20 protein-coding genes are annotated in these 23,557 nt (G+C 71.5%); 8 read left to right on the top strand and 12 right to left on the bottom strand.

The features are described from left to right. Window positions 1-70: 70 nt before the first annotated feature. From MRBLMI12_RS19270 to MRBLMI12_RS19285, 4 genes are all read right to left on the bottom strand, one after another. Complete coding sequence (locus MRBLMI12_RS19270; protein ID WP_363358233.1) at window positions 71-1,255, bottom strand: MFS transporter; 1,185 nt, start codon at window positions 1,253-1,255, stop codon at window positions 71-73. A gap of 135 nt (window positions 1,256-1,390) precedes the next feature. Beyond that, window positions 1,391-1,717: a thiamine-binding protein gene (locus tag MRBLMI12_RS19275; protein ID WP_349426849.1), complete on the bottom strand. Its 327-nt coding sequence runs from the start codon at window positions 1,715-1,717 to the stop codon at window positions 1,391-1,393. 57 nt (window positions 1,718-1,774) lie between these two features. Next, complete coding sequence (locus MRBLMI12_RS19280; RefSeq protein ID WP_363357832.1) at window positions 1,775-2,986, bottom strand: hypothetical protein; 1,212 nt, start codon at window positions 2,984-2,986, stop codon at window positions 1,775-1,777. A 255-nt stretch (window positions 2,987-3,241) separates the two neighbouring features. Beyond that, window positions 3,242-4,108, bottom strand: coding sequence for an ADP-dependent NAD(P)H-hydrate dehydratase (locus MRBLMI12_RS19285; RefSeq protein ID WP_363357833.1), 867 nt, complete (start codon window positions 4,106-4,108; stop codon window positions 3,242-3,244). Window positions 4,109-4,149: 41 nt separating this feature from the next. Between MRBLMI12_RS19285 and MRBLMI12_RS19290 the strand changes: the two genes are divergently transcribed. Beyond that, complete coding sequence (locus MRBLMI12_RS19290) at window positions 4,150-5,214, top strand: NADH:flavin oxidoreductase/NADH oxidase (protein ID WP_363357834.1); 1,065 nt, start codon at window positions 4,150-4,152, stop codon at window positions 5,212-5,214. A gap of 157 nt (window positions 5,215-5,371) precedes the next feature. Here the strand turns inward: MRBLMI12_RS19290 and MRBLMI12_RS19295 are convergent, their stop codons facing one another. The 3 genes from MRBLMI12_RS19295 to MRBLMI12_RS19305 all read right to left on the bottom strand — a co-directional run bounded on the left by MRBLMI12_RS19295 (window position 5,372) and on the right by MRBLMI12_RS19305 (window position 9,425). After that, complete coding sequence (locus MRBLMI12_RS19295; protein ID WP_363357835.1) at window positions 5,372-6,430, bottom strand: hemolysin family protein; 1,059 nt, start codon at window positions 6,428-6,430, stop codon at window positions 5,372-5,374. Beyond that, window positions 6,427-7,758 (bottom strand): hemolysin family protein, encoded by a 1,332-nt coding sequence (locus MRBLMI12_RS19300; RefSeq protein ID WP_363357836.1) that lies wholly within the window; start codon window positions 7,756-7,758, stop codon window positions 6,427-6,429. Before MRBLMI12_RS19300 ends, MRBLMI12_RS19295 begins: the two co-directional genes overlap by 4 nt. Window positions 7,759-7,967: 209 nt before the next feature. Then, window positions 7,968-9,425: a GuaB1 family IMP dehydrogenase-related protein gene (locus MRBLMI12_RS19305; RefSeq protein ID WP_349426843.1), complete on the bottom strand. Its 1,458-nt coding sequence runs from the start codon at window positions 9,423-9,425 to the stop codon at window positions 7,968-7,970. A 178-nt stretch (window positions 9,426-9,603) separates the two neighbouring features. Between MRBLMI12_RS19305 and MRBLMI12_RS19310 the strand changes: the two genes are divergently transcribed. Continuing rightward, window positions 9,604-13,326, top strand: a complete 3,723-nt coding sequence (locus tag MRBLMI12_RS19310) for a multifunctional oxoglutarate decarboxylase/oxoglutarate dehydrogenase thiamine pyrophosphate-binding subunit/dihydrolipoyllysine-residue succinyltransferase subunit (protein WP_363357837.1) — start codon at window positions 9,604-9,606, stop codon at window positions 13,324-13,326. Between the two features lie 310 nt (window positions 13,327-13,636). Here MRBLMI12_RS19310 and MRBLMI12_RS19315 read toward each other — a convergent pair whose 3' ends face one another. Continuing rightward, on the bottom strand, window positions 13,637-15,196 hold the full coding sequence (locus MRBLMI12_RS19315) for a glycerol-3-phosphate dehydrogenase/oxidase (RefSeq protein WP_363357838.1): 1,560 nt from the start codon (window positions 15,194-15,196) through the stop codon (window positions 13,637-13,639). Next, a complete protein-coding gene (locus tag MRBLMI12_RS19320) occupies window positions 15,193-15,780 on the bottom strand; it encodes a TetR/AcrR family transcriptional regulator (RefSeq protein WP_363357839.1) in 588 nt (195 codons plus the stop codon). Before MRBLMI12_RS19320 ends, MRBLMI12_RS19315 begins: the two co-directional genes overlap by 4 nt. Before the next feature lie 34 nt (window positions 15,781-15,814). On the opposite strand from MRBLMI12_RS19320, the gene MRBLMI12_RS19325 reads away from it, so the two are divergent. Together MRBLMI12_RS19325 and MRBLMI12_RS19330 are read left to right on the top strand one after the other, a co-directional pair. Next, window positions 15,815-17,479, top strand: coding sequence for an FAD-binding oxidoreductase (locus MRBLMI12_RS19325; protein ID WP_363357840.1), 1,665 nt, complete (start codon window positions 15,815-15,817; stop codon window positions 17,477-17,479). Then, complete coding sequence (locus tag MRBLMI12_RS19330) at window positions 17,476-18,381, top strand: diacylglycerol kinase (protein ID WP_363357841.1); 906 nt, start codon at window positions 17,476-17,478, stop codon at window positions 18,379-18,381. Before MRBLMI12_RS19325 ends, MRBLMI12_RS19330 begins: the two co-directional genes overlap by 4 nt. A gap of 18 nt (window positions 18,382-18,399) precedes the next feature. On the opposite strand, the gene MRBLMI12_RS19335 is transcribed toward MRBLMI12_RS19330, so the two are convergent. Beyond that, window positions 18,400-18,642, bottom strand: a complete 243-nt coding sequence (locus tag MRBLMI12_RS19335; RefSeq protein WP_349426836.1) for a zf-HC2 domain-containing protein — start codon at window positions 18,640-18,642, stop codon at window positions 18,400-18,402. Then, window positions 18,639-19,247: a sigma-70 family RNA polymerase sigma factor gene (locus MRBLMI12_RS19340; protein ID WP_363358234.1), complete on the bottom strand. Its 609-nt coding sequence runs from the start codon at window positions 19,245-19,247 to the stop codon at window positions 18,639-18,641. Before MRBLMI12_RS19340 ends, MRBLMI12_RS19335 begins: the two co-directional genes overlap by 4 nt. Before the next feature lie 167 nt (window positions 19,248-19,414). Here MRBLMI12_RS19340 and aroA point away from each other — a divergent pair, with 167 nt between their 5' ends. The 3 genes from aroA (at window position 19,415) to bcp (ending at window position 22,468) form a co-directional block, all read left to right on the top strand. Beyond that, the gene (aroA, locus tag MRBLMI12_RS19345) at window positions 19,415-20,788 is read left to right on the top strand and encodes a 3-phosphoshikimate 1-carboxyvinyltransferase (RefSeq protein ID WP_363357842.1); all 1,374 of its coding nucleotides are present in this window, start codon (window positions 19,415-19,417) and stop codon (window positions 20,786-20,788) included. A gap of 64 nt (window positions 20,789-20,852) precedes the next feature. Continuing rightward, window positions 20,853-21,917, top strand: a complete 1,065-nt coding sequence (rsgA, locus tag MRBLMI12_RS19350; protein ID WP_363357843.1) for a ribosome small subunit-dependent GTPase A — start codon at window positions 20,853-20,855, stop codon at window positions 21,915-21,917. An 80-nt stretch (window positions 21,918-21,997) separates the two neighbouring features. Beyond that, window positions 21,998-22,468, top strand: a complete 471-nt coding sequence (gene bcp, locus MRBLMI12_RS19355; protein ID WP_349426833.1) for a thioredoxin-dependent thiol peroxidase — start codon at window positions 21,998-22,000, stop codon at window positions 22,466-22,468. Between the two features lie 76 nt (window positions 22,469-22,544). On the opposite strand, the gene MRBLMI12_RS19360 is transcribed toward bcp, so the two are convergent. Continuing rightward, window positions 22,545-22,973, bottom strand: coding sequence for a histidine kinase (locus MRBLMI12_RS19360; RefSeq protein WP_363357844.1), 429 nt, complete (start codon window positions 22,971-22,973; stop codon window positions 22,545-22,547). Between the two features lie 245 nt (window positions 22,974-23,218). Here MRBLMI12_RS19360 and MRBLMI12_RS19365 point away from each other — a divergent pair, with 245 nt between their 5' ends. Further along, window positions 23,219-23,467 (top strand): WhiB family transcriptional regulator, encoded by a 249-nt coding sequence (locus MRBLMI12_RS19365; protein WP_018171995.1) that lies wholly within the window; start codon window positions 23,219-23,221, stop codon window positions 23,465-23,467. Window positions 23,468-23,557: the final 90 nt, after the last annotated feature.

Genomic DNA, 23,557 nt, shown 5'->3' on the forward strand with positions numbered 1-23,557 from the left:
CACGGCCCCGGAGTGCGGCTGAGCGGATGCCGGACGCCGCGCTCTCGCCGCGACGAGCACGCTGCGACGCTCACACCGCGACGAGCACGCGGCGGCGCTCGGCCGCGATGCTCGCCACAGCGAGCACGAGACCGGCGCCGGCGAGCGCCACGCCGACCCACGCGGGCGCGAGGAAGCCCCAGCCCGCCGCGATCACGACGCCGCCGAGGAACGCGCCCAGGCTGTTGCCGATGTTGAGGGCGGAGTGGTTGAGCGCCGCGGCGATCGACTGGTTGTCCTGTGCGACGTCCATCAGGCGCGTCTGGATCGTGGGACTGAGCGCCGACGCGACGAAGCCTGTCGCGAACACGAAGAAGCCCAGCGCCCAGATCCACTCCGCGGTGGCGGCGAGGAGCGCGAGCACGACGGCGAGCCCGATCAGCCCGCCGATGAGCGTGCGCTTGAGGTCGACGTCGGCGAGGTGCCCGCCGACGAGGTTTCCGACGGTCATGCCGAGGCCCATGACGACGAGCACGATGGGCACGACCCACTCGGGCGAGCCCGCGACCTCCGTCACCAGCGGGGCGATGTAGCTGTAGACCGCGAAGAAGCCGCCGAAGCCGATCGCACCGACACCGAGCGCGAGCCACACCTGCCCGATGCGGAAGACCTTGAGCTCGGCACGCATCGTGCGGCTCGGATCCCCCGGCCGCTCGGGCACGAAGAACGCGATGAGGATCGTCGCGGCGGCGAAGATGGCCGCCACCACCATGAACGCGGCACGCCAGCCCACCTGCTGCCCGAGGTACGTCCCGAGCGGCACACCGACCACGTTCGCAACGGTGAGGCCGGTCAGCACGAACGCGACGCCCTTCGCGCGCATGCCCGGGCCGAGCACGTCGGCGGCCACGAGCGCGCCGATGCCGAAGTACGCGCCGTGCGGGAGCCCCGCGAGGAACCGGGATGCCGCGACCCACTCGAACGTCGGGGCGAGGAAGGTGAGCGCGTTGAAGACGGTGAGCGCCAGGGCGAGCCCGATCATGACCCGCTGGCGCGGATACTTCGCCACCGCGCCGGCGATGGTCGGAGCACCGACGACCACGCCCAGCGCGTAGAGCGAGATGAGCCAGCCGGCCTGCGCGATCGCATCTTCGGAGCGCGTGGCCCACAGCGACGGCAGCAGATCCTCCGCGATGTTCGGCAGGAGGCCCATCACCACGAACTCGGTCATGCCGATGCCGAAGCTGCCGACGGCGAGCGACAGGAGCGCCCACATCGCGGCCTTCTTCGACAGGGAGGAGGTCGTCAGGTCCGAGGAGGGCACCACGTCACGCTAGCGGCGGTCGCGCCCGCTGTCGAATCGATTCGGCACCCGACGTCGCATAGGACAGCGCGGCGGTGCGACCGGCCTCTACTCGAGCCCGCCGTCGACCTCCTGCCGCTCTACCGCGGCTTCCAGTCGCTCGATCTTGCCGTCGAGCTCTCCCGTGTATCCGGGCCGGATGTCGGCCTTGAGCACGAGCGAGATCCGCGAGCCGTAGGGCGCCACGGCGTCGGTGGCCCGCTTTACGACGTCGAAGACCTCGTCCCACTCCCCCTCGATCTCGGTGAACATCGACGTCGTGCGGTGCGGCAGGCCGCTGTCGCGGACCACCCGCACGGCGGCGGCCACGGCATCGTGCACCGAGCCGTCGGCACGGCCGGTCCCGCTGGGGGCGACGGAGAAGGCGACGAGCATTCGAACCTCCGGTTCTCGAGGGGTGTCGCGGAGCCGCGACGGTGGCGCGGCCCCGACCTACTCTGGCACGCGCAGCGGCACCGGCCGGCGCACGCGCACCCGCGCCAGGCGCACCACGACCCAGGCGAACAGGCCAACGAGCAGCACGTTGCGCACGACGAGCAGCGCCACCGCCGCGGGCATGAGCGTCAGGATCGCGTCGTACCAGACGGGGAAGATCAGCTGTGTGAGCGCCAGGATCACGAGCGTCAGAACCGCCGGCCGCCGCCAGCGCCGCACCTGGAGGACGAGCCCGGCGACGACGGGCGCCACGAGCCACGTCATGTACTGGGGCGAGCCGACCTTGTTGAGCACGATGAACCCGAGGACGAGTGCGGCGGCGAGCGGCGGGAACAGCGCGACGAACGACGCTCCCCGCCACGCCTTGAGGGCCCCGACCGTCGCGATCGCCAGCATCCCCGTGATGAGCACGGGCGTCATGACGGCGATCACCGGGTCCACGCCGGGGCCGGTCACCTGGAAGGTGATCAGGTCCCGATCGTAGAAGATCGTCGCGCCCGGCACGCCGGCCGCCGCGAGCATCATGTACACCGTGCTGACCGGAGCCTCGATCTGAAGACCCCGGGAGGTCTGGTCGCCGACGAAGCCGAGCAGGTGGCCGCCACCACCGGCCAGCAGTGCGGCGATCACCACGACGGCCGAGACGATCGCGACACCACCGACGACGGCCGACCGTCGCCGAACCGCGATCACAGCCGAAGCGAGCAGCGCCGCCGGCCAGACCTTGATCCAGGTGGCGACGGCGAGGAGCGCCGACCCGAGCCACGGCCGGCCGACGAGCCACAGCCCGCCGGCGACGGCCAGCGGCACGGTGACCGCGTCGAGCCGGAACATGCCCACACCGCCGAGGGCCAGGATGGCGGCGAGCCAGAACCAGGCGGCGACCAGGCGGCCGCGTGACCTGGCGTTCCCGAGCAGCACCGCGAACGCCGCCGCGTCGAGCGCCGTGACGAGCAGCCCCCACCCGAGCGTGTAGTCCACGAGGCCGCTGAAGGCGCCGACCAGGAGGATCGGCAGGAGCGCCGGCGGCGGGTAGACCCACTCCTCGGTGATGCCCGGGATGGCCCCACCCATCAGGGTGCGTCCCGCCCACCACCGGTACAGCTGGTCGACGTCCCACGATGCGGCGTGATCGGCCGCGAAACCGAGCCAGATCACCACGGCATGCACCAGGACGAAAGCCGCCCACACCACCGCCCGTCGCGCCACCCCACCATCCTAGGGAGCCGCGAGAACGCCGCCGCGCCGCGGTCCAGCGTCCTTGCGGCGCCGCGGTTCAGCGTCGGCGGTCGAGCCGCGGCTCAGTGCGCGGCTGCGCAGCGGTTCAGGGTCGCCGCCAGGCCGCGGCTCACTCCGCGGCCGCGCCGCGGCTCACTCCGCGGCCGCGCCGCGGCTCACTCCGCGGCCGCGCGGCGGCTCACTCCGCGGCCGCGCCGTGGCTCAGCCCCGCGGCCGCGCCGTGGCTCAGCCCCGCGCGAGGACCTCGGCCACCGCCTGCGGAAGCGCCTCGGCGACGTCCAGCGCCGTGATCGGCCCGTCCCCCGAGGGCGGCGAACTCGGCGACCCGGCGATGCTCGCCCCCATCGCCGCGATGGCGCCCGCCCGCCCGTGCAGCCACGCGCCCGAGGCAGCGATCGCCGCGAGCCCGGCGGCATCCGTGTGCTCGTCCCGCGCCACCGCGCCGGCGACGAGGGCGCCGATGACCCCGGCGAGCACGTCGCCGGTGCCGGCGGTGGCGAGCCACGGGGTTCCTGACTCGATCGTGGCGGTCCATCCGTCGGGGGCGACCACGACCGTGACGGCGCCCTTGAGCAGCACGACGGCGCCCGTGGCCTCGGCGGTCTCGCGGGCCGCGGCTGCGCGGTCGGCCGGCGCATGGCCGAGACCGAGTGCCGAGCGCAGTCGCGCATGCTCACGGTCGTGCGGCGTGAGGATGCGCGGCGAGGTGGCCTCGGCCGCGAGATCCAGCGCACCCGCGTCGACGACGACCGGATCGGTGTCCGACAGCAGGCTCCGCAGCGCGTCGGTGTCGGCGGCGGTGCGGACCGCGGCATCCGTTCCCGATCCGATCACCCACGCCTGCACCCGCCCGTCGGCCGTCACGGTCTCTGGCCGGCGCGCGAGCACCAGATCGCTCGGGCGGTCGGGGCCGAGGTAGCGCACCATGCCGAGGCCCGTGCGCCAGGCCGCCTCGACGCCCAGCACGGCCGCTCCCGGATACGCCTGGGAGCCCGTTCGCATGCCGAGCACGCCTCGGGAATACTTGTCATCGTCGGCCGTTGGCCTCCGCAGGGCGCGAGCGGTGTCGGCGCGCGTCCACGTCCTCACCATGTGGTCACAGTACCGCGCACCCGATCCGATCCGGAGACCCGATGGCCCGCCTGTTCACCCCTCTCACGCTGCGCGACGTGACGGTGCGCAACCGCCTCTGGGTCTCGCCGATGTGCCAGTACAGCGCGATCGACGGGGTGCCGCAGGAGTGGCATCACACCCACCTCGCGCAGTTCGCATCAGGCGGTGCGGGCCTCATCGTCGCCGAGGCGACGGCAGTGTCGCCGGAGGGGCGGATCTCGCCACACGACACCGGTCTGTGGAACGACGAGCAGCGCGACGCGTGGGCGCCGATCGTCGCCGCGATCCGCAGCCGCGGCGCGGTCGCCGGGGTCCAGCTCGCCCACGCGGGACGCAAGGCGTCGACGTGGTGGCCGTTCTCGGGCCGGCGCGGATCGGTCGCGGCCGACGAGGGCGGCTGGAGCACCGTCGCCCCGTCGGCGATCGCGTTCGACGGCTTCGCCCAGCCACTCGCTCTCGACCATGCGGGCATCGATCGCATCGTCGCCGATTTCGCGTCCGCCGCACGCCGTGCCGTCGCCGCCGGATTCCAGGTGCTCGAGCTGCACGGGGCCCACGGCTACCTGCTGCACCAGTTCCTCTCCCCGTTGTCGAACCGGCGCGACGACGAGTACGGCGGTTCGCTCGAGAACCGCGCACGGCTGCTGCTGCGGGTGCTCGACGCGCTGACGGATGCCGCTCCCGGCGTTCCCGTGATCGTGCGGTTCTCGGCCACCGACTGGGCCGACGGCGGCTGGGATGCCGACGAGACGGCGACCGTCGCACGCTGGGCGGCGGACCGCGGCGCCGACTTCTTCGACATCTCCAGCGGCGGGCTCGTCGCCCACCAGAAGCTGACGACGGGCCCGGGCTACCAGGTCGAACTCGCCGCACGGGTGCGGCGGGAGGCCGGTGTGCCCGTGAACGCCGTCGGCATGATCGACGACGCGGCCCACGCCGAGCGCGTGCTCGCCGAAGACGCCGCCGACGCCGTGATGGCCGGCCGCGAATGGCTGCGCGACCCGCACTACGGACTGCGCGCGGCCGACGAGCTCGGTGCCGAGATCGACTACTGGCCGAAGCAGTACCTCCGCGCCCGTCGCTGATCCGCCGGCGCTCGGTCGTTTTGGGGCGCGCCGCGCGCGTTCGGGGCGGACGCCGCACGCCCCACGCGTTCGCGACGCACCCCGAACCGCGCAGAACCAAGAAGACGATGAGCGGATGCCGCGGCACAGGGCCGCGGCATCCGCTCGTGGTCGTGGATCAGAAGCCGCGGCGACGGGTCGCGTCCTGCACCTCTCCGATGAGCTCCTCGATGATGTCCTCGAGGAACAGCACCGCGGTGATCTCTCCGGCGTCGTCGCGCACCTGGGCGAGGTGACGGCCGGCACGCCGCATGAGAGCGAGCGCGTCCTCGAGGTCGGTCGACTCGAGCACGGGCACCATGTGGTGGATGCGCTTGGTCGGGATCGGGCGAGCCACGTCGGTGGCGGCATCCGGCCCCTCCGCCGCCCGCAGGATGTCCTTGAGGTGCACGTAGCCGACCGGCACGCCCGCCTCGTCGACGATCACGTAGCGCGAGAAGCCGTGCTTGGCGACCGCGCGCTCGATCTCGGCAGGGGTCGTGGTCTCGGGGAGCGTCACGAGCTGCGACAGCGGCACCGCGACTTCGGCGGCCTTCTTGTCGGTGAACTCCAGCGCGGCCGACACGGTGCCTGCCGTGTCGTCGAGAACCCCCTCGATGCGCGACTGGTTCACGATCGTCGCGACCTCTTCGAGAGTGAAGGTCGAGGCGGCCTCGTCCTTCGGCTCGACGCGGAACAGGCGCACCACGTGGTTGGCGATCCAGTTGAGGCTCACGATGATCGGATGGAACAGCTTCGACACCCACACCAGCGGAGTGGCGAGCATGAGGACGGAGCGATCCGGCACCGAGAACGCGAGGTTCTTGGGCACCATCTCGCCGAAGACGACGTGCAGGTACGACACCAGCACGAGTGCGACCCCGAACGCGACACCGTCCACGACGGCCTCCGACCATCCGGTGAGACCCAGCGGCCCTGCCAGGAGGTGGTGGATGGCTGGCTCCGAGACGTTCAGGATCAGCAGCGAGCAGATCGTGATGCCGAGCTGGCTCGTCGCCAGCATGAGCGTCGCGTGCTCCATCGCGTACAGCGCGGTCTTGGCCGACCGCGATCCCTTCTCGGCGAGCGGCTCGATCTGCGAGCGGCGCGCGGAGATGACGGCGAACTCGGCGCCGACGAAGAAGGCGTTGGCGATGAGCAGCACCACCAGCCAGGCGATTCCGGCCCAGTCGCTCATCGGCGATCACCTGCCTCGATCGCCGCGTCCTCGTGCGGCATCGGAGTCGGCGTGAACCGGACGCGGTCCACGCGTCGTCCTTCCATGCGCTGCACCTCGAGGGCGCCGTCCTCGATCTCGACGGTGTCGCCGGCGACCGGGATGCGTTCGAGCACGCTCATGATGTAGCCGCCCACGGTGTCGTACACGTCGCCCTCGGGGATGCGGATGCCGGTGCGATCGCGCACCTCATCGGGGCGCAGCTCGCCGGGGAAGATGACAGTGTCTTCGACGCGCACGATGCCCGCGCGGCGACGGTCGTGCTCGTCGAGCACCTCACCGACGATCTCCTCGACGAGGTCTTCGAGCGTGACGACGCCCGCGGTGCCGCCGTACTCGTCGACGACCACGGCCATCTGATAGCCGCGGGCGCGCAGCTCGGACATGAGCACATCGAGGTGGACCGCCTCGGGGAAGCGCAGCGGCTCGGTCGCGAGCGCGGCGGCGGGCACGTCGGCGCGGCGCTTGCGGGGCACACCCACCGCCGCCTTGAGATGCACGATGCCGGTGATGTCGTCCATGGACTCGCCGTATACCGGGAAGCGGCTGTGCCCGGTGCGTCTGGCCAGCTGGATGACATCCTCGGCGGAGTCGTCGGCGGCGAGCGCGTGGATGCTCGGCCGGGGCGTCATGACGTCGGCTGCGGACAATCGCGCGAAGGTGAGGCTGCGGTCGAGGAGCGAGGCGGTGTCCTCCTCCAGCACGCCCGCGCTGGCGGAGCGGCGGACGAGGCTCGACAGCTCCTCGGCCGTCCGCGCACCGGAGAGCTCCTCCTTCGGCTCGATGCCGACCGCGCGCAGCACGCCGTTCGCGCTGCCGTTGAGCACCGCGACGGCAGGACGGAACACCGTGGTGAACCCGACTTGGAACGGCATCACGAGCTTGGCGGTCTGCCGCGGGATGGCGAGCGCGAAGTTCTTGGGGACGAGCTCGCCGATGATCATCGAGAACACCGTCGCGATCGAGACGCCGATGATCGCGGCCAGCGGTCGCGAGACGCCGGGCGGGATGCCCCACGCGTCGAACACGGGTGCGAGCAGGTTCGAGATCGCCGGCTCCATCGTGTAACCGGTGAGGAGCGTGGTCAGCGTGATGCCGAGCTGCGCGCTCGAGAGGTGCGTCGACGTGATGCGCAGCGCGCTGATCGTGAGCGAGAGACGGGTCTCACCCGCCTCCTGGCGGGATTCGAGATCAGCACGGTCGAGGTTGACGAGAGCGAACTCGCTCGCCACGAACAGGCCGGTGCCGATCGTGAGCAGAAGCCCCACGCCCAACATGACGTAATCCATCACGCATCACCCCCGATCGAACGGGAGGCGGGTCGGTGGGGCGAGGGTCTGCAACTAGGGGGGTCGTCCATCGTGCCGACAAGTCTACGGCAGGCGTTCCGCAGTCCGACTGGTCGGCTGCCACCCCTCGCCGCCGGGCGCCTGTATGCGTCAGACCGACCGATGAGTCCCCGCGTCGTCCGGCGGAGTGGTTCACCCCGCCGTCGTGTTCACCAGCTGACGGGGAGCGCCTTGCCCTCTTCGTAGCCGGCGGCGGACTGCAGGCCGACGAGGGCGCGGTCACGGAACTCGGCGACGGTCGACGCGCCGGCGTAGGTGAACGACGACCGCACACCCGAGGTGATCATGTCGAGCAGGTCCTCGAGTCCCGGACGCAACGGGTCGAGGTAGATCCTCGACGACGAGATCCCCTCGGCGAATAGCTCCTTGCGGGCGAGCTCGTACGGGTCGAGGCGTCCGAACCGATCGTGGACCGCCTTCGTCGAGGCCATGCCCCACGATTCCTTGTAGGCGCGGCCGGCGTCGTCGACCTGCAGCTCTCCGGGAGCCTCGATGGTGCCGGCGAACCACGAGCCGATCATGACGGATGCCGCGCCCGCGGCCAGCGCGAGCGCCACGTCGCGGGGGTACCGCACGCCGCCGTCCGCCCACACGTGCGCGCCCATCACCCGTGCGGCCTCGGCGGTCTCGAGGACCGCGGAGAACTGGGGCCGGCCCACCGCCGTCATCATGCGGGTCGTGCACATCGCGCCGGGTCCGACGCCGACTTTGAGGATCGTCGCGCCGGCGGTGACCAGGTCGTGCACGCCCTCGGCGGTCACGACGTTGCCGGCGGCGATCGGGATGCCGAGGTCGAGGTCGGCGACGGTGCGCAGCGCCCGCAGCATGCCCTCCTGGTGGCCGTGCGCCGTGTCGACGACGAGCACGTCGACACCGGCCGCGGCCAGCGCCTGCGCCTTCGCCGCGACATCGCCGTTGATCCCGATCGCCGCAGCGACGATCAAGCGTCCCGAGGCGTCGACGGCGGGCCGGTACAGCGTCGAGCGCAGGGCGCTGCGACGCGAGAGCGTGCCGACGAGGTGGCCGTGGTGCAACACGGCCACCGTCTCGGCCTCGGCGGCGACGATGACGTCGAACGCGTGGCGCGCGCCCTCGATGTCGTCGGCGTCGACGGATGCACCCCGCCCGCGAGCGAGATCGCCGAGGCGCGCGTCGGGCAGGGCCGTGCCCAGCCGGGTCGCCGGCACGATGCCGAGGATGTCGTCAGCATCGACGTGTGCCGCGGAGGCGTCGGCCACCACGATGCCGTGCCCGTCGGTGGCGGGGAGCAGCCGCGCGGCGTCGGCGACGGTCGCGTCCGGGGGCAGGACCATGGGCGTGTCCCACTCGACCGGCTGCGCCTTCACCCAGCGGATGGCGGCGTCGAGCTCCTGCAGCGGCATGTCCTGAGGCAGCACGCCGAGTCCGCCGCGGCGTGCGAGCGTGGCAGCCAGGCGGGCGCCGGTGACGGAGTTCATGTTGGCCGACACGAGCGGAAGCGTCGCCGTCGTGCCGTCGCCGGGCGAGAGGTCGACGTCGAGGCGACTGGTGATCGCCGAACGCCGCGGAACGAGGAAGACGTCAGAGTAGGTCAGGTCGACGTCGGGTGTTTCGCCGTAGAACTCCATGAGCGCCAAGGGTAGTGACAGTTCCTGTGCGGATAATCCTGCGGATTCTTTCAGCCTCCGCAGCCGGTGGGGCCGGAACGGCCCGCCCAGACTGGGCTAGGCTTAACCGTCGCGTGTGCGGGCTTTCAGCGCCCCGCGCGCATCCCAGAACTTCACCGATGAAAGCAGGCGATTCAGCGTGTCGAGCCAGGTGACGGGCGTCGGGGTTTCGAACGAGGGAGAGTTCGGAGCCAACGAGTGGCTCGTCGAGGAACTGTACGAACAGTTCAAAATCGACCGGAACTCCGTCGACAAGGCGTGGTGGCCCGTTCTCGAGGCCTACCACCCTGCCGACGGCGCAGCACCGACGGCGCCTTCCGCGCCGGCTCCGGAGACCCCGGCCGCGGGAGCAACCCCGCCGGCGGCATCCGAGGAGCCCCGACCGGTGACCGCCCCGATCCCCGTGATCGGCGCACAGCCGGTGGCGCGCACCACCGCGCGCCCGGCCGCACCGCAGCCGATCCCGGCGCAGGCACCCAAGGCCCAGCCGTCGTCCTCGACCGAGCAGCCCCAGCCGCAGGCCGACGTCGTCACGACGCTCAAGGGCATGCCGAAGACGCTCGCGGCGAACATGGACGAGTCGCTGACGGTTCCGACCGCGACGAGCGTGCGCACCGTGCCGGCCAAGCTGATGATCGACAACCGCATCGTCATCAATAACCACATGTCGCGCACGCGCGGCGGCAAGGTGAGCTTCACGCACCTCATCGGCTGGGCGATCATCCAGGCGCTCAAGGAGTTCCCGAGCCAGAACGTGTTCTACGCCGAGATCGACGGCAAGCCGTCCGTCGTCGCCCCGGCGCACATCAACCTCGGCATCGCGATCGACCTGCCGCGCCCTGACGGCACCCGGGCCCTGCTCGTGCCGAGCATCAAGCGCGCCGAGCAGCTCACGTTCAACGAATACCTCACGACCTACGAGGACCTCGTCGTCCGCGCGCGCGGCAACAAGCTGACCGCCGCGGACTTCCAGGGCACCACGATCTCGCTGACCAACCCCGGCGGCATCGGCACCGTCCACTCGGTGCCGCGCCTCATGAAGGGGCAGGGCTGCATCGTCGGCGCCGGTGCGCTCGAGTACCCCGCCGAGTTCCAGGGCGCGAGCGACAAGACGCTCAACGAGCTCGCGATCGGCAAGACGATCACGCTCACCAGCACGTACGACCACCGCGTCATCCAGGGTGCGGGCTCGGGCGAGTTCCTCAAGAAGGTGCACGAGCTGCTCATCGGCCAGCGCGGCTTCTACGACGACATCTTCGCGGCGCTGCGCATCCCGTACGCCTCGATCCACTGGGCCGCCGACATCAACGTCGACCTCGCCGAGCGCGTCGACAAGACCGCGCGGGTGCAGGAGCTCATCAACTCGTTCCGCGTCCGCGGCCACCTGATGGCCGACACCGACCCGCTCGAGTACGTGCAGCGCACGCACCCCGACCTGGAGATCGAGAACCACGGCCTGACGTTCTGGGACCTCGACCGCGAGTTCGTCACGAACGGGTTCGGCGGTAAGCGTCAGATGAAGCTCCGCGACATCCTCGGTGTGCTGCGCGACTCCTACTGCCGCACGATCGGCATCGAGTACATGCACATCCAGGACCCCGGGCAGCGCGCGTGGTTCCAGGAGAACGTCGAGATCAAGTACCAGAAGCCCGGTCACGACGAGCAGTTGCGCATCCTCGACAAGCTCAACCAGGCCGAGGCGTTCGAGACGTTCCTGCAGACGAAGTACGTCGGGCAGAAGCGCTTCAGCCTCGAAGGCGGCGAGTCGCTGATCCCCCTCCTCGACGAGATCCTGCAGGGTGCGGCCGAGGCCGGCCTCGACGGCGCCGCGATCGGCATGGCCCACCGCGGCCGCCTCAACGTGCTGACCAACATCGCCGGCAAGACCTACGGCCAGGTGTTCCGCGAGTTCGAGGGGTCCGTCGCCATCGGCTCGAAGAGCGGATCGGGCGACGTCAAATACCACCTCGGCACCGAGGGCACGTTCGTCGCAGACAACAGGTCCGAGCTGCCGGTGTACCTCGCCGCGAACCCCTCGCACCTCGAGACGGTCGACGGAGTGCTCGAGGGCATCGTCCGCGCGAAGCAGGACCGCAAGCCGATCGGCACCTTCACCTGGCTGCCGATCCTCGTGCACGGCGACGCGGCCTTCTCGGGCCAGGGCGTCGTGGTCGAGACTCTGCAGATGTCGCAGCTGCGCGGCTACCGCACGGGCGGCACGGTGCACGTGGTCGTCAACAACCAGGTCGGCTTCACCACGACGCCCACCGACGCGCGCACCTCGGTGTACGCCACCGACGTCGCCAAGACGATCCAGGCGCCGATCTTCCACGTGAACGGCGACGATCCCGAAGCCGTGACGCGGGTCGCCCAGCTGGCTTTCGCCTACCGCGAGCGCTTCCACCGCGATGTCGTCGTCGATCTCGTCTGCTACCGCCGCCGCGGACACAACGAGGGCGACGACCCCTCGATGACGCAGCCGCTCATGACCAACCTCATCGAGGCGAAGCGCTCGGTGCGCCGGCTGTACACCGAGGCCCTGGTCGGCCGCGGCGACATCACCGAGGAGGAGTACGAGAAGGCGAAGCAGGACTTCCAGAACCGCCTCGAGATCGCCTTCGCCGAGACCCATGCGGCTGAGACCGGCTCGTCGCCGGTGGTCGCCCCGGAGGCCGCCGCCGCCCAGCCCGCGGCCGGCGAGCCCGACACCACGGGCGTCTCGCGCGAGATGATCAGCCTCATCGGCGACACCTTCGTCAACAAGCCCGAGAACTTCACGGTCCACAACAAGCTGCAGCAGCTGCTCGACAAGCGCCTCGACATGAGCCGCAACGGCTCGATCGACTGGGGCTTCGGCGAGCTGCTGGCGTTCGGCTCGCTGCTGCTCGAGAAGACCAACGTCCGCCTCGCCGGCCAGGACTCGCGTCGCGGCACGTTCGTGCAGCGGCACGCCGTGCTCCACGACCGCTCCAACGGACAGGAGTGGATCCCGCTCACGAACCTCAGCGAGGACCAGGGCCGCTTCTACGTCTACGACTCGCTGCTCAGCGAGTACGCGGCGATGGCGTTCGAGTACGGCTACTCGGTCGAGCGCGCCGATTCGCTGGTGCTGTGGGAAGCGCAGTTCGGCGACTTCGGCAACGGCGCGCAGTCGGTCGTCGACGAGTTCATCTCGTCGGCGGACCAGAAGTGGGGCCAGCAGTCGAGCGTCGTGCTGCTCCTCCCCCACGGCTACGAGGGTCAGGGCCCCGATCACTCGTCGGCACGCATCGAGCGGTACCTGCAGATGTGCGCGCAGGACAACATGACGGTCGCGCGGCCGTCCACGCCCGCCTCGTATTTCCACCTGCTGCGCCGCCAGGCGTACGCGCGTCCCCGCCGCCCGCTCATCGTGTTCACGCCCAAGGCGATGCTGCGCCTGCGCGGGGCGACGAGCCCGGTCGACGACTTCCTCACCGGACGGTTCGAGCCGGTACTCGACGACGACCGCGGCGTCGACAAGTCCGCCGTCAAGCGCGTGCTGCTGCACGCCGGCAAGATCCACTGGGATCTGCGCGCCGAGCTGGAGAAGAACCCGAACCCGGCGATCGCGCTCGTCCGCCTGGAGCAGTACTACCCGGCCCCGGTCGAAGAGCTCAACGCCGTCATCGACTCGTACCCGAACGCCGAGCTGGTGTGGGTGCAGGACGAGCCCGAGAACCAGGGTGCGTGGCCGTTCATCGCGCTCGAGGTCGTGAAGCACCTGCGTGGCCGCACCATCAGCCGCGTCTCGCGGGCGTCCGCGGCATCGACGGCGACCGGATCGCCGAAGGTGCACGCCGCCGAGCAGGCCGCCATCATGCAGCAGGCGCTCACGGTCTAGGCCACGAGTTCGCCGATCCGGCCCCGGACGCTCTCCTCCGTGAGGACGCGTCCGGGGCCGGATCGCGTCAGCCCGTGGGCGTCGTCGTCTTCACCTCGACGGTCCTCGCCGCCGTCCTGGGACGGAATCCTGCCAACCCCGGAGCCACTCGACGCCGGTCCGCTGCGAGCAGATGGGTGCGGTCCTCAGCCGAGGAGAACGGGCACGGTCCTCAGTTGAGGAGCTGCGCCGAGATGCGGAACCCGCCACGGCGTGTCGACCCTCATCTCGGCTCCTGTCCTCAGTTGAGGACCCTCCACGTCGGTGCCGGTCAGTCCTCGAGCGGTTCCACGCCCGCGCGGGCGAATGCCGCGGCGGCGGCATCCGTCGAGCTCGCACGGTCCGCCTCGACCAGGCCCAGTCGCGTGCGCCGGTCGAGGAGGTCGGAGATGCTGAGCGCACCCTCGACGGCGACGCCCCACTGAAGCTCCTGCGGCGTCACGCCGCACGCCGCCCCTGGCCCCTCGGGCAGCGACGCCGCGTACGGCGCCTCGGCGCCGAAGCGGCGCACGAGGCGCGGTGGCGCGGCGATCTCACCCAGCCGAGGCCGCGGCCACGCCCCCACGAGCGGGATCGACCGGGTGAGCGAGGGCCGCGACGGCAGCCCGGGGTCGCGGCGGATGACGGCGTCCACGGCATCCTCCGCCATGCGCCGGTAGGTGGTGAGCTTGCCGCCGACGATGCTGAGCACGCCGGACGACGACTCGATGAGCTCGTGGCGACGCGACAGGTCGCTGGTGTCGTCGTCGTGCTGGCCCGCCAGCAGCGGACGCAGGCCCGCGAAGGTCGCCAGCACATCGGCGCGCTGGAGGGGATCCGCAAGCACGGTGTTGACGGTGCCGAGCAGAGTGTCGATCTCGGGCTCGGTCGCGTGCGCGACCTCCGGGATCGGCCCGTCGGCCGGCACGTCCGTGAGCCCGATGTAGGTGCGGCCGTGCTGCGCCGGGAGGGTGAACACGAAGCGGCTGCTCGATCCCGGGATCGGAACCGTGAGGGAGACGTCCGATCCGCCGAGCCGCTCCGTCGAGACCACCAGGTGGGTGCCCCGGCTCGGCCGCAGCCGCACCTGCGGATCCAGGTCTCCCGCCCAGACGCCCGTGGCGCTCACCACTGCCCGGGCGCGGACGTCGACGGTCGCACCTGTCACCAGATCGCGCAGGGTCGCAGTGCGCCCGGACGCCGAGAGCGCCTCGACACGCGTGAGGACGGATGCCCCGTACCCGGCGGCCGTCCGCGCGACGGCGACGACCAGCCGGGCATCGTCGATGAGCTGACCGTCCCAGCCCCGCACACCTCCGCGCAGGCCATCGGCGCGCACGGACGGGGCGAGGCGGAGGGTCTCGCCGCGACTGATCGCGCCGGGGCCGGGCAGGAGAGCGCCCGGGGTGCCCACCGCGCGGCGGAGCCCATCGCCCAGTTCGTACCCCAGTCCGATGTAGGCGCCGCGCGACAGGTGACCCGGCCCGTGCAGCGGCATGACCTGTGCCAGCGCGCGCGTGAGGTGTGGCGCCGTGCGCGTGAGCAGGATGTGCCGCTCGAGTGCGCTCTCGCGGGCGATGCCGACCTGCCCCGAGGCGAGGTAGCGCAGGCCGCCGTGCACGAGCTTCGAGCTGAAGCGGCTGGTCCCGTGCGCGAGGTCGTGCCGTTCGACCAGGACGGTGCGCAGCCCCCGGCTGGCGGCATCCAGGGCGATCCCCACTCCCGTGATGCCGCCGCCGACGACGAGCAGATCGATCTCGCGAGCGCCGGCGAGCGCGTCGAGTTCCCGCGCACGGCGGGCCGCGGTGAGAGCCGATGCGAGCGGCGTGCGCCCGACGATCCGCGACGTCATCGGGTCTGCTCGCCGGAGGGTGAGAGGTAGCCGCGCAGCGCGTGCCCGAGCTCGGTGCGCCAGGCGTCGTCCGGCAGCCACTCCGCCACCAGCGGTGCGGACTGCACGGCGGACTGCGCGATGAGCAGCACCATCGCGGCCAGCTGGGCGGAGTCGCCCGGACGCACATAGCCGGCTCGCTGCCCGGCGACGATGCGCCGGGCGGTCTCGGCGTGGATGGCCCGCTGGCTCGTGCCGAGCCGGTCGAGGATGTAGTGCGCGAAGAGCTCGGGATCGGTGTCGCGCAGCCGGTCGACAAGCGGCAGCCGGCGCACCCGGTCGGCGGTCTCGACCAGCAGAGCGGCGAGTTCATCGAGGTCGGTGCACTCGCGCTCGCCCGCGGGAAGTGCCGCCACGAGCTCTCGCGTGACGAGGGCGGCGAAGACCGCCTGCGCGTCGGGCCAGTAGCGGTACAGCGTCTGCCGTGCGATTCCGCAGCGACGGGCGATATCGGATGCCGTCGTCCGGCGGATCCCGTGCGCCAGCACCTCCGCCAGCGCGGCGTCCAGGATCGCGGTCTCCGTGTCGAGCGCTCCATCGGGCATGTGACAACCATACAGAATGTGTCATACTGTCGCCATGGCTGCGACGGCGCACACCGACACTTCGAGCGACCCTGCTCCCCCGCCGCGTCCGCTCGCGATCCCCGCGCCGCGCCCTCGCGGCCGCTGGGATGCCTGGGGCGACGAGCCCGCGCGCCTCCCGGCCGCAGCGAAGGCGATCGTTGCGACACTGCTGCCCGGCAAGGCGCATCCGGTGCCGCATCGCGCGGCGCCGGTCCTCGCGCCCTCGCAGCTCGCGGACGCCGACCTCGACGCCCTCGCGGCGATCGTGGGCAGCGCGCACGCGACGCGCGATGACGCCGTGCGGATGAGTCACCTCGGCGGGAAGAGCACGCCCGACCTGCTGCGCCGCCGCCTCGACGATCCCCAGGCCGCCCCCGACGCCGTCGTCTGCCCTGCCGGTCACGACGAGGTCGGCGCCGTGCTGCGGCTCTGCACGGAGCGCGGGATCGCCGTCATCCCCTTCGGCGGGGGCACATCGGTCGTCGGCGGGGTCGATCCCGTGCGCGGGGCACACCACGCCGTGATCGCGCTGGATCTCAGCCGGACCGCTGCCCTCCTCGCGCTCGACGAGGTGTCGCTCCTGGCCACCTTCGGGGCCGGCACGACCGGTCCGCAGGCCGAGGAGCTGCTCGCTGAGCACGGCTTGACCCTCGGCCACTTCCCGCAGAGCTTCGCCTACGCCTCGCTCGGCGGCTACGCCGCGACGCGGTCGAGCGGCCAGGCCTCGCGCGGCTACGGTCGCTTCGACGACCTCGTCCACGCCCTCCGCGCCGCCACGCCGGCCGGTGATCTCAGCCTCGGCCGCTCCCCCGCCAGCGCCGCCGGCCCCGACCTGCGGCAGCTCCTCCTGGGCTCGGAGGGCGCGTTCGGCGTGCTCACCGAGATCACCGTGCGCGTGAGGCCCATCCCCGCGGCGACCGCGTACCGGGCATGGTCCTTCCCCGACTTCGCGTCCGGATCGGCGGCGTTCCGCGAGGCCACGCAGCGCGGCATCCGTCCCACCGTCCTCCGGCTCAGCGACGAGACCGAGACGCGCGTGAACGCCGCGATGGGCGGCCACCTCACCCGGCTGCGCGGATGCCTGGCCGTCGCGACCTTCGAAGGCACGACGTCAGCGGACGCGGACGCTGCGCGCGATGATCTCCACTCCGTCTTCACCGCACACGGGGCGACGTCGCGCGGCGAGGATCCGGCCCGCTCGTGGGAGCGTGGGCGCTTCGCATCTCCCGCGCTGCGCGACACGCTGATGGACGTCGGCGTCCTCGCCGAAACACTCGAGACGGCGACGACGTGGGCGAACCTGCCGGCGCTCAAGCGCGCCGTCACCGCCGCGCTGACCGAGAGCCTCACCGCGACGGGCACCAAGCCGATCGTGCTGTGCCACATCTCGCACGTGTACCCGGCGGGCGCCTCGCTCTACTTCACCGTGGTCGCGGCGCTCACCGACGACCCGCAGGGCCAGTGGGCGCGGGCGAAGGATGCCGCCTCCCGGGCGATCGGAGACGCTCACGGCACGATCACCCACCACCACGCAGTCGGCCGCGATCACCGCCCGTATCTCGAGGCGGAGATCGGCGCGCTCGGCCTCGAGGTGCTCCGCGCGGTGAAGGCCGTCCTCGACCCCGCCGGGATCATGAACCCGGGCACCCTCGTCACCACGCCGGCCGATCCCGCATGAAGGTCGCCCTCCTGGTCAACCCCGCCGCGCGGGCAGGGGCCCACACGGGAGCCGCCACCCAGGCTGCCGAGCGGCTGCGCACCCACGGGGTGCAGACCTCGATCCTCAGCGGCGGGAGCGCGGCGGAATCGTCCGCGCTGCTGCGCGCCGCGATCCAGGTCGGAGTGGATGCCGTCGCCGTCGCGGGGGGCGACGGCACCGTGAACCTCGCGATCCAGGAGGTCGCCGGCACCGGGATCCCGCTGGGAATCGTGCCGTCGGGCAGCGGCAACGACTTCGCAGCCACGCTCGGGCTGCGAGAGCTCGACGTCGCCGCGGCCGCCGACGCGATCGCAGGCGGCCGCACGCGCCGCATCGACCTGGCGCGCGTCACGCGCGACGACGGCTCGACCCGGTACTTCGGGTCCGTTCTCGCCAGCGGCTTCGACTCGAAGGTCAACGACCGCGCCAACGCGATGCGATGGCCGCGAGGCGGCTCCCGGTACAACATCGCGATCCTCGTCGAGTTCCTGACGCTGGCCGGCATCCCGTACGAGGTCGAGCTCGAGCTCGCCGACGGAACCCGGGTGCAGCAGCGCGGCGACCTCGTGATGGCGACGGTGGGAAACGGGCGCACGTATGGCGGCGGCATCCCGATCTGCCCGGACGCCGACCCGGCCGACGGCCTGCTCGATCTCGTGCTGGTCCGTCCCGCCGGCCGCCTGCGTCTGCTGAGACTGCTGCCGCGCGTCTACCGCGGCACGCACGGCACGGTGCCCGAGGTGTCGATCCGGCGGGTGCGCTCGGTGCGGCTCTCGTCGCCGGGCGTGACCGCCTATGCGGACGGAGACCCGATCGGCGCGCTGCCGCTGACGGTCGACGTCGCGCCCGGCGCACTCACCATCTTCACGCCCGCCGGCTGACGGCCGGCGCGAGCGGCGTCAGTGCGCCGCCTGGACCGCCCGGAGCTTCGCCAGCACCTGATCGCGCAGCTCCTCGGGTGCACTCTCCTTGCACGCCCGCGCCACCACTTCGGTGAGGGTGCGCGCCACCAGGGCCTCGTCGCGGCAGCCCGCGCAGTGCTCCAGGTGCTCGGCGATGTCGCTCTGCTCGGTCTTGCAGACCTCGTGGCGCAGGTACTCCTCCAGGTCGCGCCGCGCCTTCTCACAGCCGCAGTCGGTCATTTCGTGCTCCTCGTGGCGGCAGTCGCGATGCCGCGCTCTCTTGCGTAGTCGGCCAGCAGCTCACGAAGCATCCGCCTGCCACGATGCAGGCGGCTCATGACCGTGCCGATGGGTGTCTTCATGATGTCGGCGATCTCCTGGTAGGCGAAGCCCTCGACGTCGGCGAGGTACACCGCCAGCCGGAAGTCCTCCGGGATGGACTGCAGCGCGTCCTTCACGACCGACGCGGGCATGTGGTCGATGGCCTCGGCCTCGGCCGAGCGGGTGCTCGACGCGGTGGTCGACTCGGCGCCGCCGAGCTGCCAGTCCTCGAGGTCGTCGATCGTGCCCTGGTACGGCTCGCGCTGCTTCTTGCGATACGTGTTGATGTAGGTGTTCGTCAGGATGCGGTACAGCCACGCCTTGAGGTTCGTGCCCTGGGTGAAGGTCTTCCACGACGCGAACGCCTTGACGAAGGTCTCCTGCACCAGGTCTGCCGCGTCCGCGGGATTGCGAGTCATGCGCATGGCGGCCGCGTACAACTGGTCCATGAAGGGCAGTGCCTGCTCTTCGAACTGCGCACGCGGATCCTGCACCTGGTCCGTCTGGTCGATCGGGTCGCTCATCACGCGCCAGTCTACGGCGGCGGCTTGCACGCCGCCTGGGACCCGCACGACGGGCTCGCTCTGCAGCGGCGCCTCGAGATCGAGGCGATCGAGAGTGGCGAACATCCGGCTCCGCTCAGTGGGTGGCTCCCGGCCACTGTCGACCGGGTTCAGTAGGGTAGAACCCGATGACAGCCGACGCGTATTCCCCGACCTCCGCGCCGATCGGGCGCGGCCACTGGCACGCTCCGGTGGCGGACGGGCCGCTGCACGCGACGGTGACCGTCCCCGGCTCGAAGTCGCTGACGAATCGCGAGCTCATCCTCGCCTCTCTCGCCGACGCTCCGAGCCGCCTCATCGCCCCGCTGCACTCCGACGATTCGGCTCGCATGATCGACGCGCTGCGCTCGCTCGGCGTCGGGATCGAGCTGGTCCCCGGCACCGGGCGGTATGGCGACGACATCGAGGTGACGCCGGTGTGGCCGCTGCGCGGCGGCACCGAGGTGAACTGCGGACAGGCCGGCACCGTCATGCGCTTCGTCGCCGGGCTCGGCGGGTTCGCCCGCGGCGACGTCACCGTCACGGCGCACGAGAGCGCGTTGCACCGCCCGATGGGCGCGATGATCACGGCGCTGCGCGACGTAGGGGTCGACATCGACGACGGCGGCCACTGGGCACTGCCGTTCAGCATCCGCGGGCACGGGCACGTCCGCGGCGGCGAGGTCACGATCGACGCCAGCGCCTCGAGCCAATTCGTGTCCGGCCTGCTGCTGGCCGCGCCGCGATTCGACGTCGGCCTGCAGCTCCGCCACTCGGGCGAGCGGCTTCCTAGCATTCCGCACATCGACATGACCGTCGAGGCCCTCGCCCACCGCGGCGTGCACGTCGAGCGTCCGGGCGTCGGCGAATGGATCGTGCCGGCGGGACCCATCCGCGGCAAGGACGTCGCCATCGAGCCCGACCTGTCGAACGCCGCGCCGTTCCTCGCCGCCGCGATGGTCGTCGGCGGCTCCGTGTCGGTCACCGGCTGGCCGGCCCACTCGACGCAGCCTGGCGCCATGCTCACCGACATCCTCTCCCTGATGGGTGCTCGCGCGGTCCGCCGCGGCGGGGCGCTCACCGTCACCGGCGGCGCCGGCATCCAGGGCGTCGACCTCGACCTGTCGGCCGCCGGCGAACTCACCCCCACGATCTTCGCGCTCGCCGCGTTCGCCGACTCGCCCTCGACGCTCCACGGGATCGGCCATATCCGCGGACACGAGACCGACCGCATCGCGGCACTCGTCGCCGAGCTGCGCGGCCTGGGCGGAGAGGCGGAAGAGCTTCCCGACGGCATCCGCATCGTGCCGCGCCCGCTCCACGGCGGCGTGTGGCACGCCTCCCACGACCACCGCATGGCGACCACCGGTGCTCTCATCGGCCTGGCCGTACCGGGCGTCGAGGTCGACGACATCGGCACCACCGCCAAGACGATGCCCGAGTTCCCGCAGATCTGGCAGCGCATGCTCGACGGCGAGCACGCCGACGGCGGCGTCTCCGAGGAGACGATGCGCGCCTCGTGAACGGGCGAGCAGTCGGTGGCGGAGCTGACGGGATGACCACGGTGAAGCAGCTCAGGACGACGTCATGAGCTGGCTCGACGATCTCGACGACGACGAGGACGAGTCGGAGTTCGACGAAGCCGATATCCGGGTGCGGCCCAACCCCAAGGCGAACCGGCCCCGTACCAAGCGGCGACCCGCGCACAGCGACGCCCAGATCGCCCGCGTGCTCGGGGTGGATCGCGGCCGCTACACGGTGCTGCTCGACGAAGACCTGCCCGGCGAGCGCACCGTGCTCGGCGTGCGGGCCCGCGAACTGCGCAAGATGCCGATCGTCACGGGCGACCGCGCGCGCGTGGTGGGCGACGCGTCGGGCGACGACGGCACCCTCGCCCGGATCGTCGGCATCGAGGAGCGCACATCGCTGCTGCGCCGCAGCGCCGACGACACCGACCAGGTCGAGCGGATCGTCGTCGCCAACGCCGACCAGATGCTCGTCGTCGTGGCGGCGGCCGATCCGGAACCCCGCCCGCGGCTCGTCGATCGGTACCTCGTGGCGGCGCTGGATGCCGGCATCCGTCCGCTTCTCGTCGTGACGAAGACGGACCTGGCCGACCCTGCCGAGTTCCTGGCGCACTTCGAGGGCCTCGACCTCATGGTGTTCACGAGCGGGCGCGACGAGATGCCGCTCGAACGGATCGGCGCCGCTCTCGAGGGGCACTCGACGGTGTTCGTGGGACACTCCGGCGTCGGCAAGTCCACGCTCGTCAACGCCCTCGTGCCCGACGCCCGACGCGCGACGGGCCACGTCAACGTCGTCACCGGTCGCGGGCGTCACACCTCGAGCTCGACGGTGTCGCTGCGCTACCTCGGCGCGGGCGGCAACGGCTGGGTGATCGACACGCCGGGCGTCCGCTCGTTCGGCCTCGGTCACGTGGATCCCGCGAACATCCTCCGCGCGTTCACGGATCTCGCCGAGGTCGCAGAGGAATGCCCACGCGGGTGCACGCACCTGCCGGATGCCCCCGACTGCGCCATCATCGAAGCCGTCGAGGCAGGAAGACTCGGGCCCGGCGGGCCGGCGCGCCTCGACTCGCTGCAGCGGCTGCTGGAGACCTTCGCCGACAAGTCCCACAAGTCCGGCACCTGAGCATCCGTGACAGGGTCCCGGCCGTCCTCGGGGTGCCACCCCGTCCGCTCGACCGGAAGCTCCCCACCTAGAGTGGAGCGGTGACCACGACGCGCCTCGAACCCGGATCCGCCGCCCCCGCTTTCACCCTCGTCGATCAGGACGACAAGGCCGTGACGCTCAAGGACCTCCGCGGCGGCCGCGTGATCCTCTTCTTCTATCCCGAGGCGATGACACCGGGCTGCACCAAGGAGGCCTGCGACTTCCGCGACAGCCTCGCGCCGCTGCAGGCGGCGGGATACACGATCCTCGGCATCTCGCGCGACCAGCCCGAGAAGCTCCGCCGGTTCCGCGAACGCGACGGCCTCACGTACGACCTCCTGAGCGACCCCGACCACGCGGTGCACGAGAAGTACGGCGTGTGGGGCGAGAAGGTCAACTACGGCAAGACGTTCATGGGCGTCATCCGCTCCACGTTCGTGGTGGACGAGCAGGGCCGCATCTCTCACGCCCTCTACAACGTGCGCGCCACCGGGCACGTCGCGCGGCTGCGCACCCTGCTGGGCGTCTAGGGGGTCCGCCGGCTGCGGGCGGCCTCGCCGCGCTTCCCGGCGGTCGCCGGATGGCCGCGACTCGCGTCCGGCGACGTCAGCGGGATGCCGCGCCCGGGGCCTCGTCGTCGGCGCTGCCGTCCTGGCGGCGTGCCGCACGACCGGCATCGCGCACGGCCAGCACGAGCAGCACCAGCGTGAGCAGGGCCGGGACGGCCAGCGCCAGGGCGATCGACGGATCGGCGAAGGACCCCGTCGCCGCGCCGAACGCCACCGCGAGGATCAGCAGCTGGGTGACGATGCCGCCCGAGCGACCCCAGGACTGGCCGCGCCATACGGCCACCGAGAACGCCACCACAGCGGCGGCGCCCACGAGCGTCAGCACCGCCAGCGCGATCGCGCTCGCGATCGATCCGGTGTCGCCCGCCGCGATCGCGAGGACCTCGCGCACCGTCAGCGCTGCCAGGCCGATTCCCTCGAGCCCGACCAGCAGCGCCGCGATCCTTCCGGACAGGTTTGTCCGCATTCTCCGTCGACTTCCTCTTGCACGACCAGTGGTTTGTGCGAACCCTCCACACCGCATGGGGAACACTCAGCAAGTCCTACACAAACGCGCCGATCAACCCTTGATTCAGGTAAACCGCTATGGGACGATTGGTGAAGCCGTGTGCTCCCACAGCGACGTGGGGCGAGTCAATCTCGCACATCCCACAGGGTATCGGACCCGAACCGACCCAAAACCCCATCCCCTCTGTCACAAGGAGCACCACCATGGACTGGCGCGACAAGGCCGCCTGCCTGACCGTCGACCCCGAACTGTTCTTCCCCGTGGGGAACACCGGACCGGCCGTCGATCAGATCGAGAAGGCCAAGTCGGTCTGTGCGCGTTGCACAGTGACCGAGATCTGCCTCCAGTACGCCCTCGAGACCGGACAGGACTCGGGCGTGTGGGGAGGCCTGTCCGAGGACGAGCGCCGCGCCCTCAAGCGCCGCGCCGCTCGCGCCCGCCGCGCGTCCTGACCTGGAGAGACGACAGAGCGGATGCCCCTCGGGGCATCCGCTCTTCTTCGGTCACCGCCCGGCGCCCGAGACGGTCACCGGATACCGGCA

It is taken from the genome of Microbacterium sp. LMI12-1-1.1 (assembly GCF_040676455.1).
In the GTDB taxonomy this organism is placed as follows: Bacteria; Actinomycetota; Actinomycetes; order Actinomycetales; family Microbacteriaceae; genus Microbacterium.

What these genes read in the sequence shown, in the direction of transcription:
- MRBLMI12_RS19290 (WP_363357834.1), top strand. Translation starts at nt 4,150, where the DNA reads ATGGCCCGCCTGTTCACCCCTCTCACGCTGCGCGACGTGACGGTGCGC.
- MRBLMI12_RS19335 (WP_349426836.1), bottom strand. Translation starts at nt 18,642, where the DNA reads ATGACCGACTGCGGCTGTGAGAAGGCGCGGCGCGACCTGGAGGAGTAC.
- MRBLMI12_RS19300 (WP_363357836.1), bottom strand. Translation starts at nt 7,758, where the DNA reads ATGGATTACGTCATGTTGGGCGTGGGGCTTCTGCTCACGATCGGCACC.
- aroA (WP_363357842.1), top strand. Translation starts at nt 19,415, where the DNA reads ATGACAGCCGACGCGTATTCCCCGACCTCCGCGCCGATCGGGCGCGGC.
- MRBLMI12_RS19365 (WP_018171995.1), top strand. Translation starts at nt 23,219, where the DNA reads ATGGACTGGCGCGACAAGGCCGCCTGCCTGACCGTCGACCCCGAACTG.
- MRBLMI12_RS19325 (WP_363357840.1), top strand. Translation starts at nt 15,815, where the DNA reads ATGGCTGCGACGGCGCACACCGACACTTCGAGCGACCCTGCTCCCCCG.
- MRBLMI12_RS19340 (WP_363358234.1), bottom strand. Translation starts at nt 19,247, where the DNA reads ATGAGCGACCCGATCGACCAGACGGACCAGGTGCAGGATCCGCGTGCG.
- MRBLMI12_RS19275 (WP_349426849.1), bottom strand. Translation starts at nt 1,717, where the DNA reads ATGCTCGTCGCCTTCTCCGTCGCCCCCAGCGGGACCGGCCGTGCCGAC.
- MRBLMI12_RS19305 (WP_349426843.1), bottom strand. Translation starts at nt 9,425, where the DNA reads ATGGAGTTCTACGGCGAAACACCCGACGTCGACCTGACCTACTCTGAC.
- MRBLMI12_RS19315 (WP_363357838.1), bottom strand. Translation starts at nt 15,196, where the DNA reads ATGACGTCGCGGATCGTCGGGCGCACGCCGCTCGCATCGGCTCTCACC.
- MRBLMI12_RS19285 (WP_363357833.1), bottom strand. Translation starts at nt 4,108, where the DNA reads ATGGTGAGGACGTGGACGCGCGCCGACACCGCTCGCGCCCTGCGGAGG.
- MRBLMI12_RS19295 (WP_363357835.1), bottom strand. Translation starts at nt 6,430, where the DNA reads ATGAGCGACTGGGCCGGAATCGCCTGGCTGGTGGTGCTGCTCATCGCC.
- MRBLMI12_RS19360 (WP_363357844.1), bottom strand. Translation starts at nt 22,973, where the DNA reads ATGCGGACAAACCTGTCCGGAAGGATCGCGGCGCTGCTGGTCGGGCTC.
- MRBLMI12_RS19320 (WP_363357839.1), bottom strand. Translation starts at nt 15,780, where the DNA reads ATGCCCGATGGAGCGCTCGACACGGAGACCGCGATCCTGGACGCCGCG.
- rsgA (WP_363357843.1), top strand. Translation starts at nt 20,853, where the DNA reads ATGAGCTGGCTCGACGATCTCGACGACGACGAGGACGAGTCGGAGTTC.
- MRBLMI12_RS19270 (WP_363358233.1), bottom strand. Translation starts at nt 1,255, where the DNA reads ATGTGGGCGCTCCTGTCGCTCGCCGTCGGCAGCTTCGGCATCGGCATG.
- MRBLMI12_RS19330 (WP_363357841.1), top strand. Translation starts at nt 17,476, where the DNA reads ATGAAGGTCGCCCTCCTGGTCAACCCCGCCGCGCGGGCAGGGGCCCAC.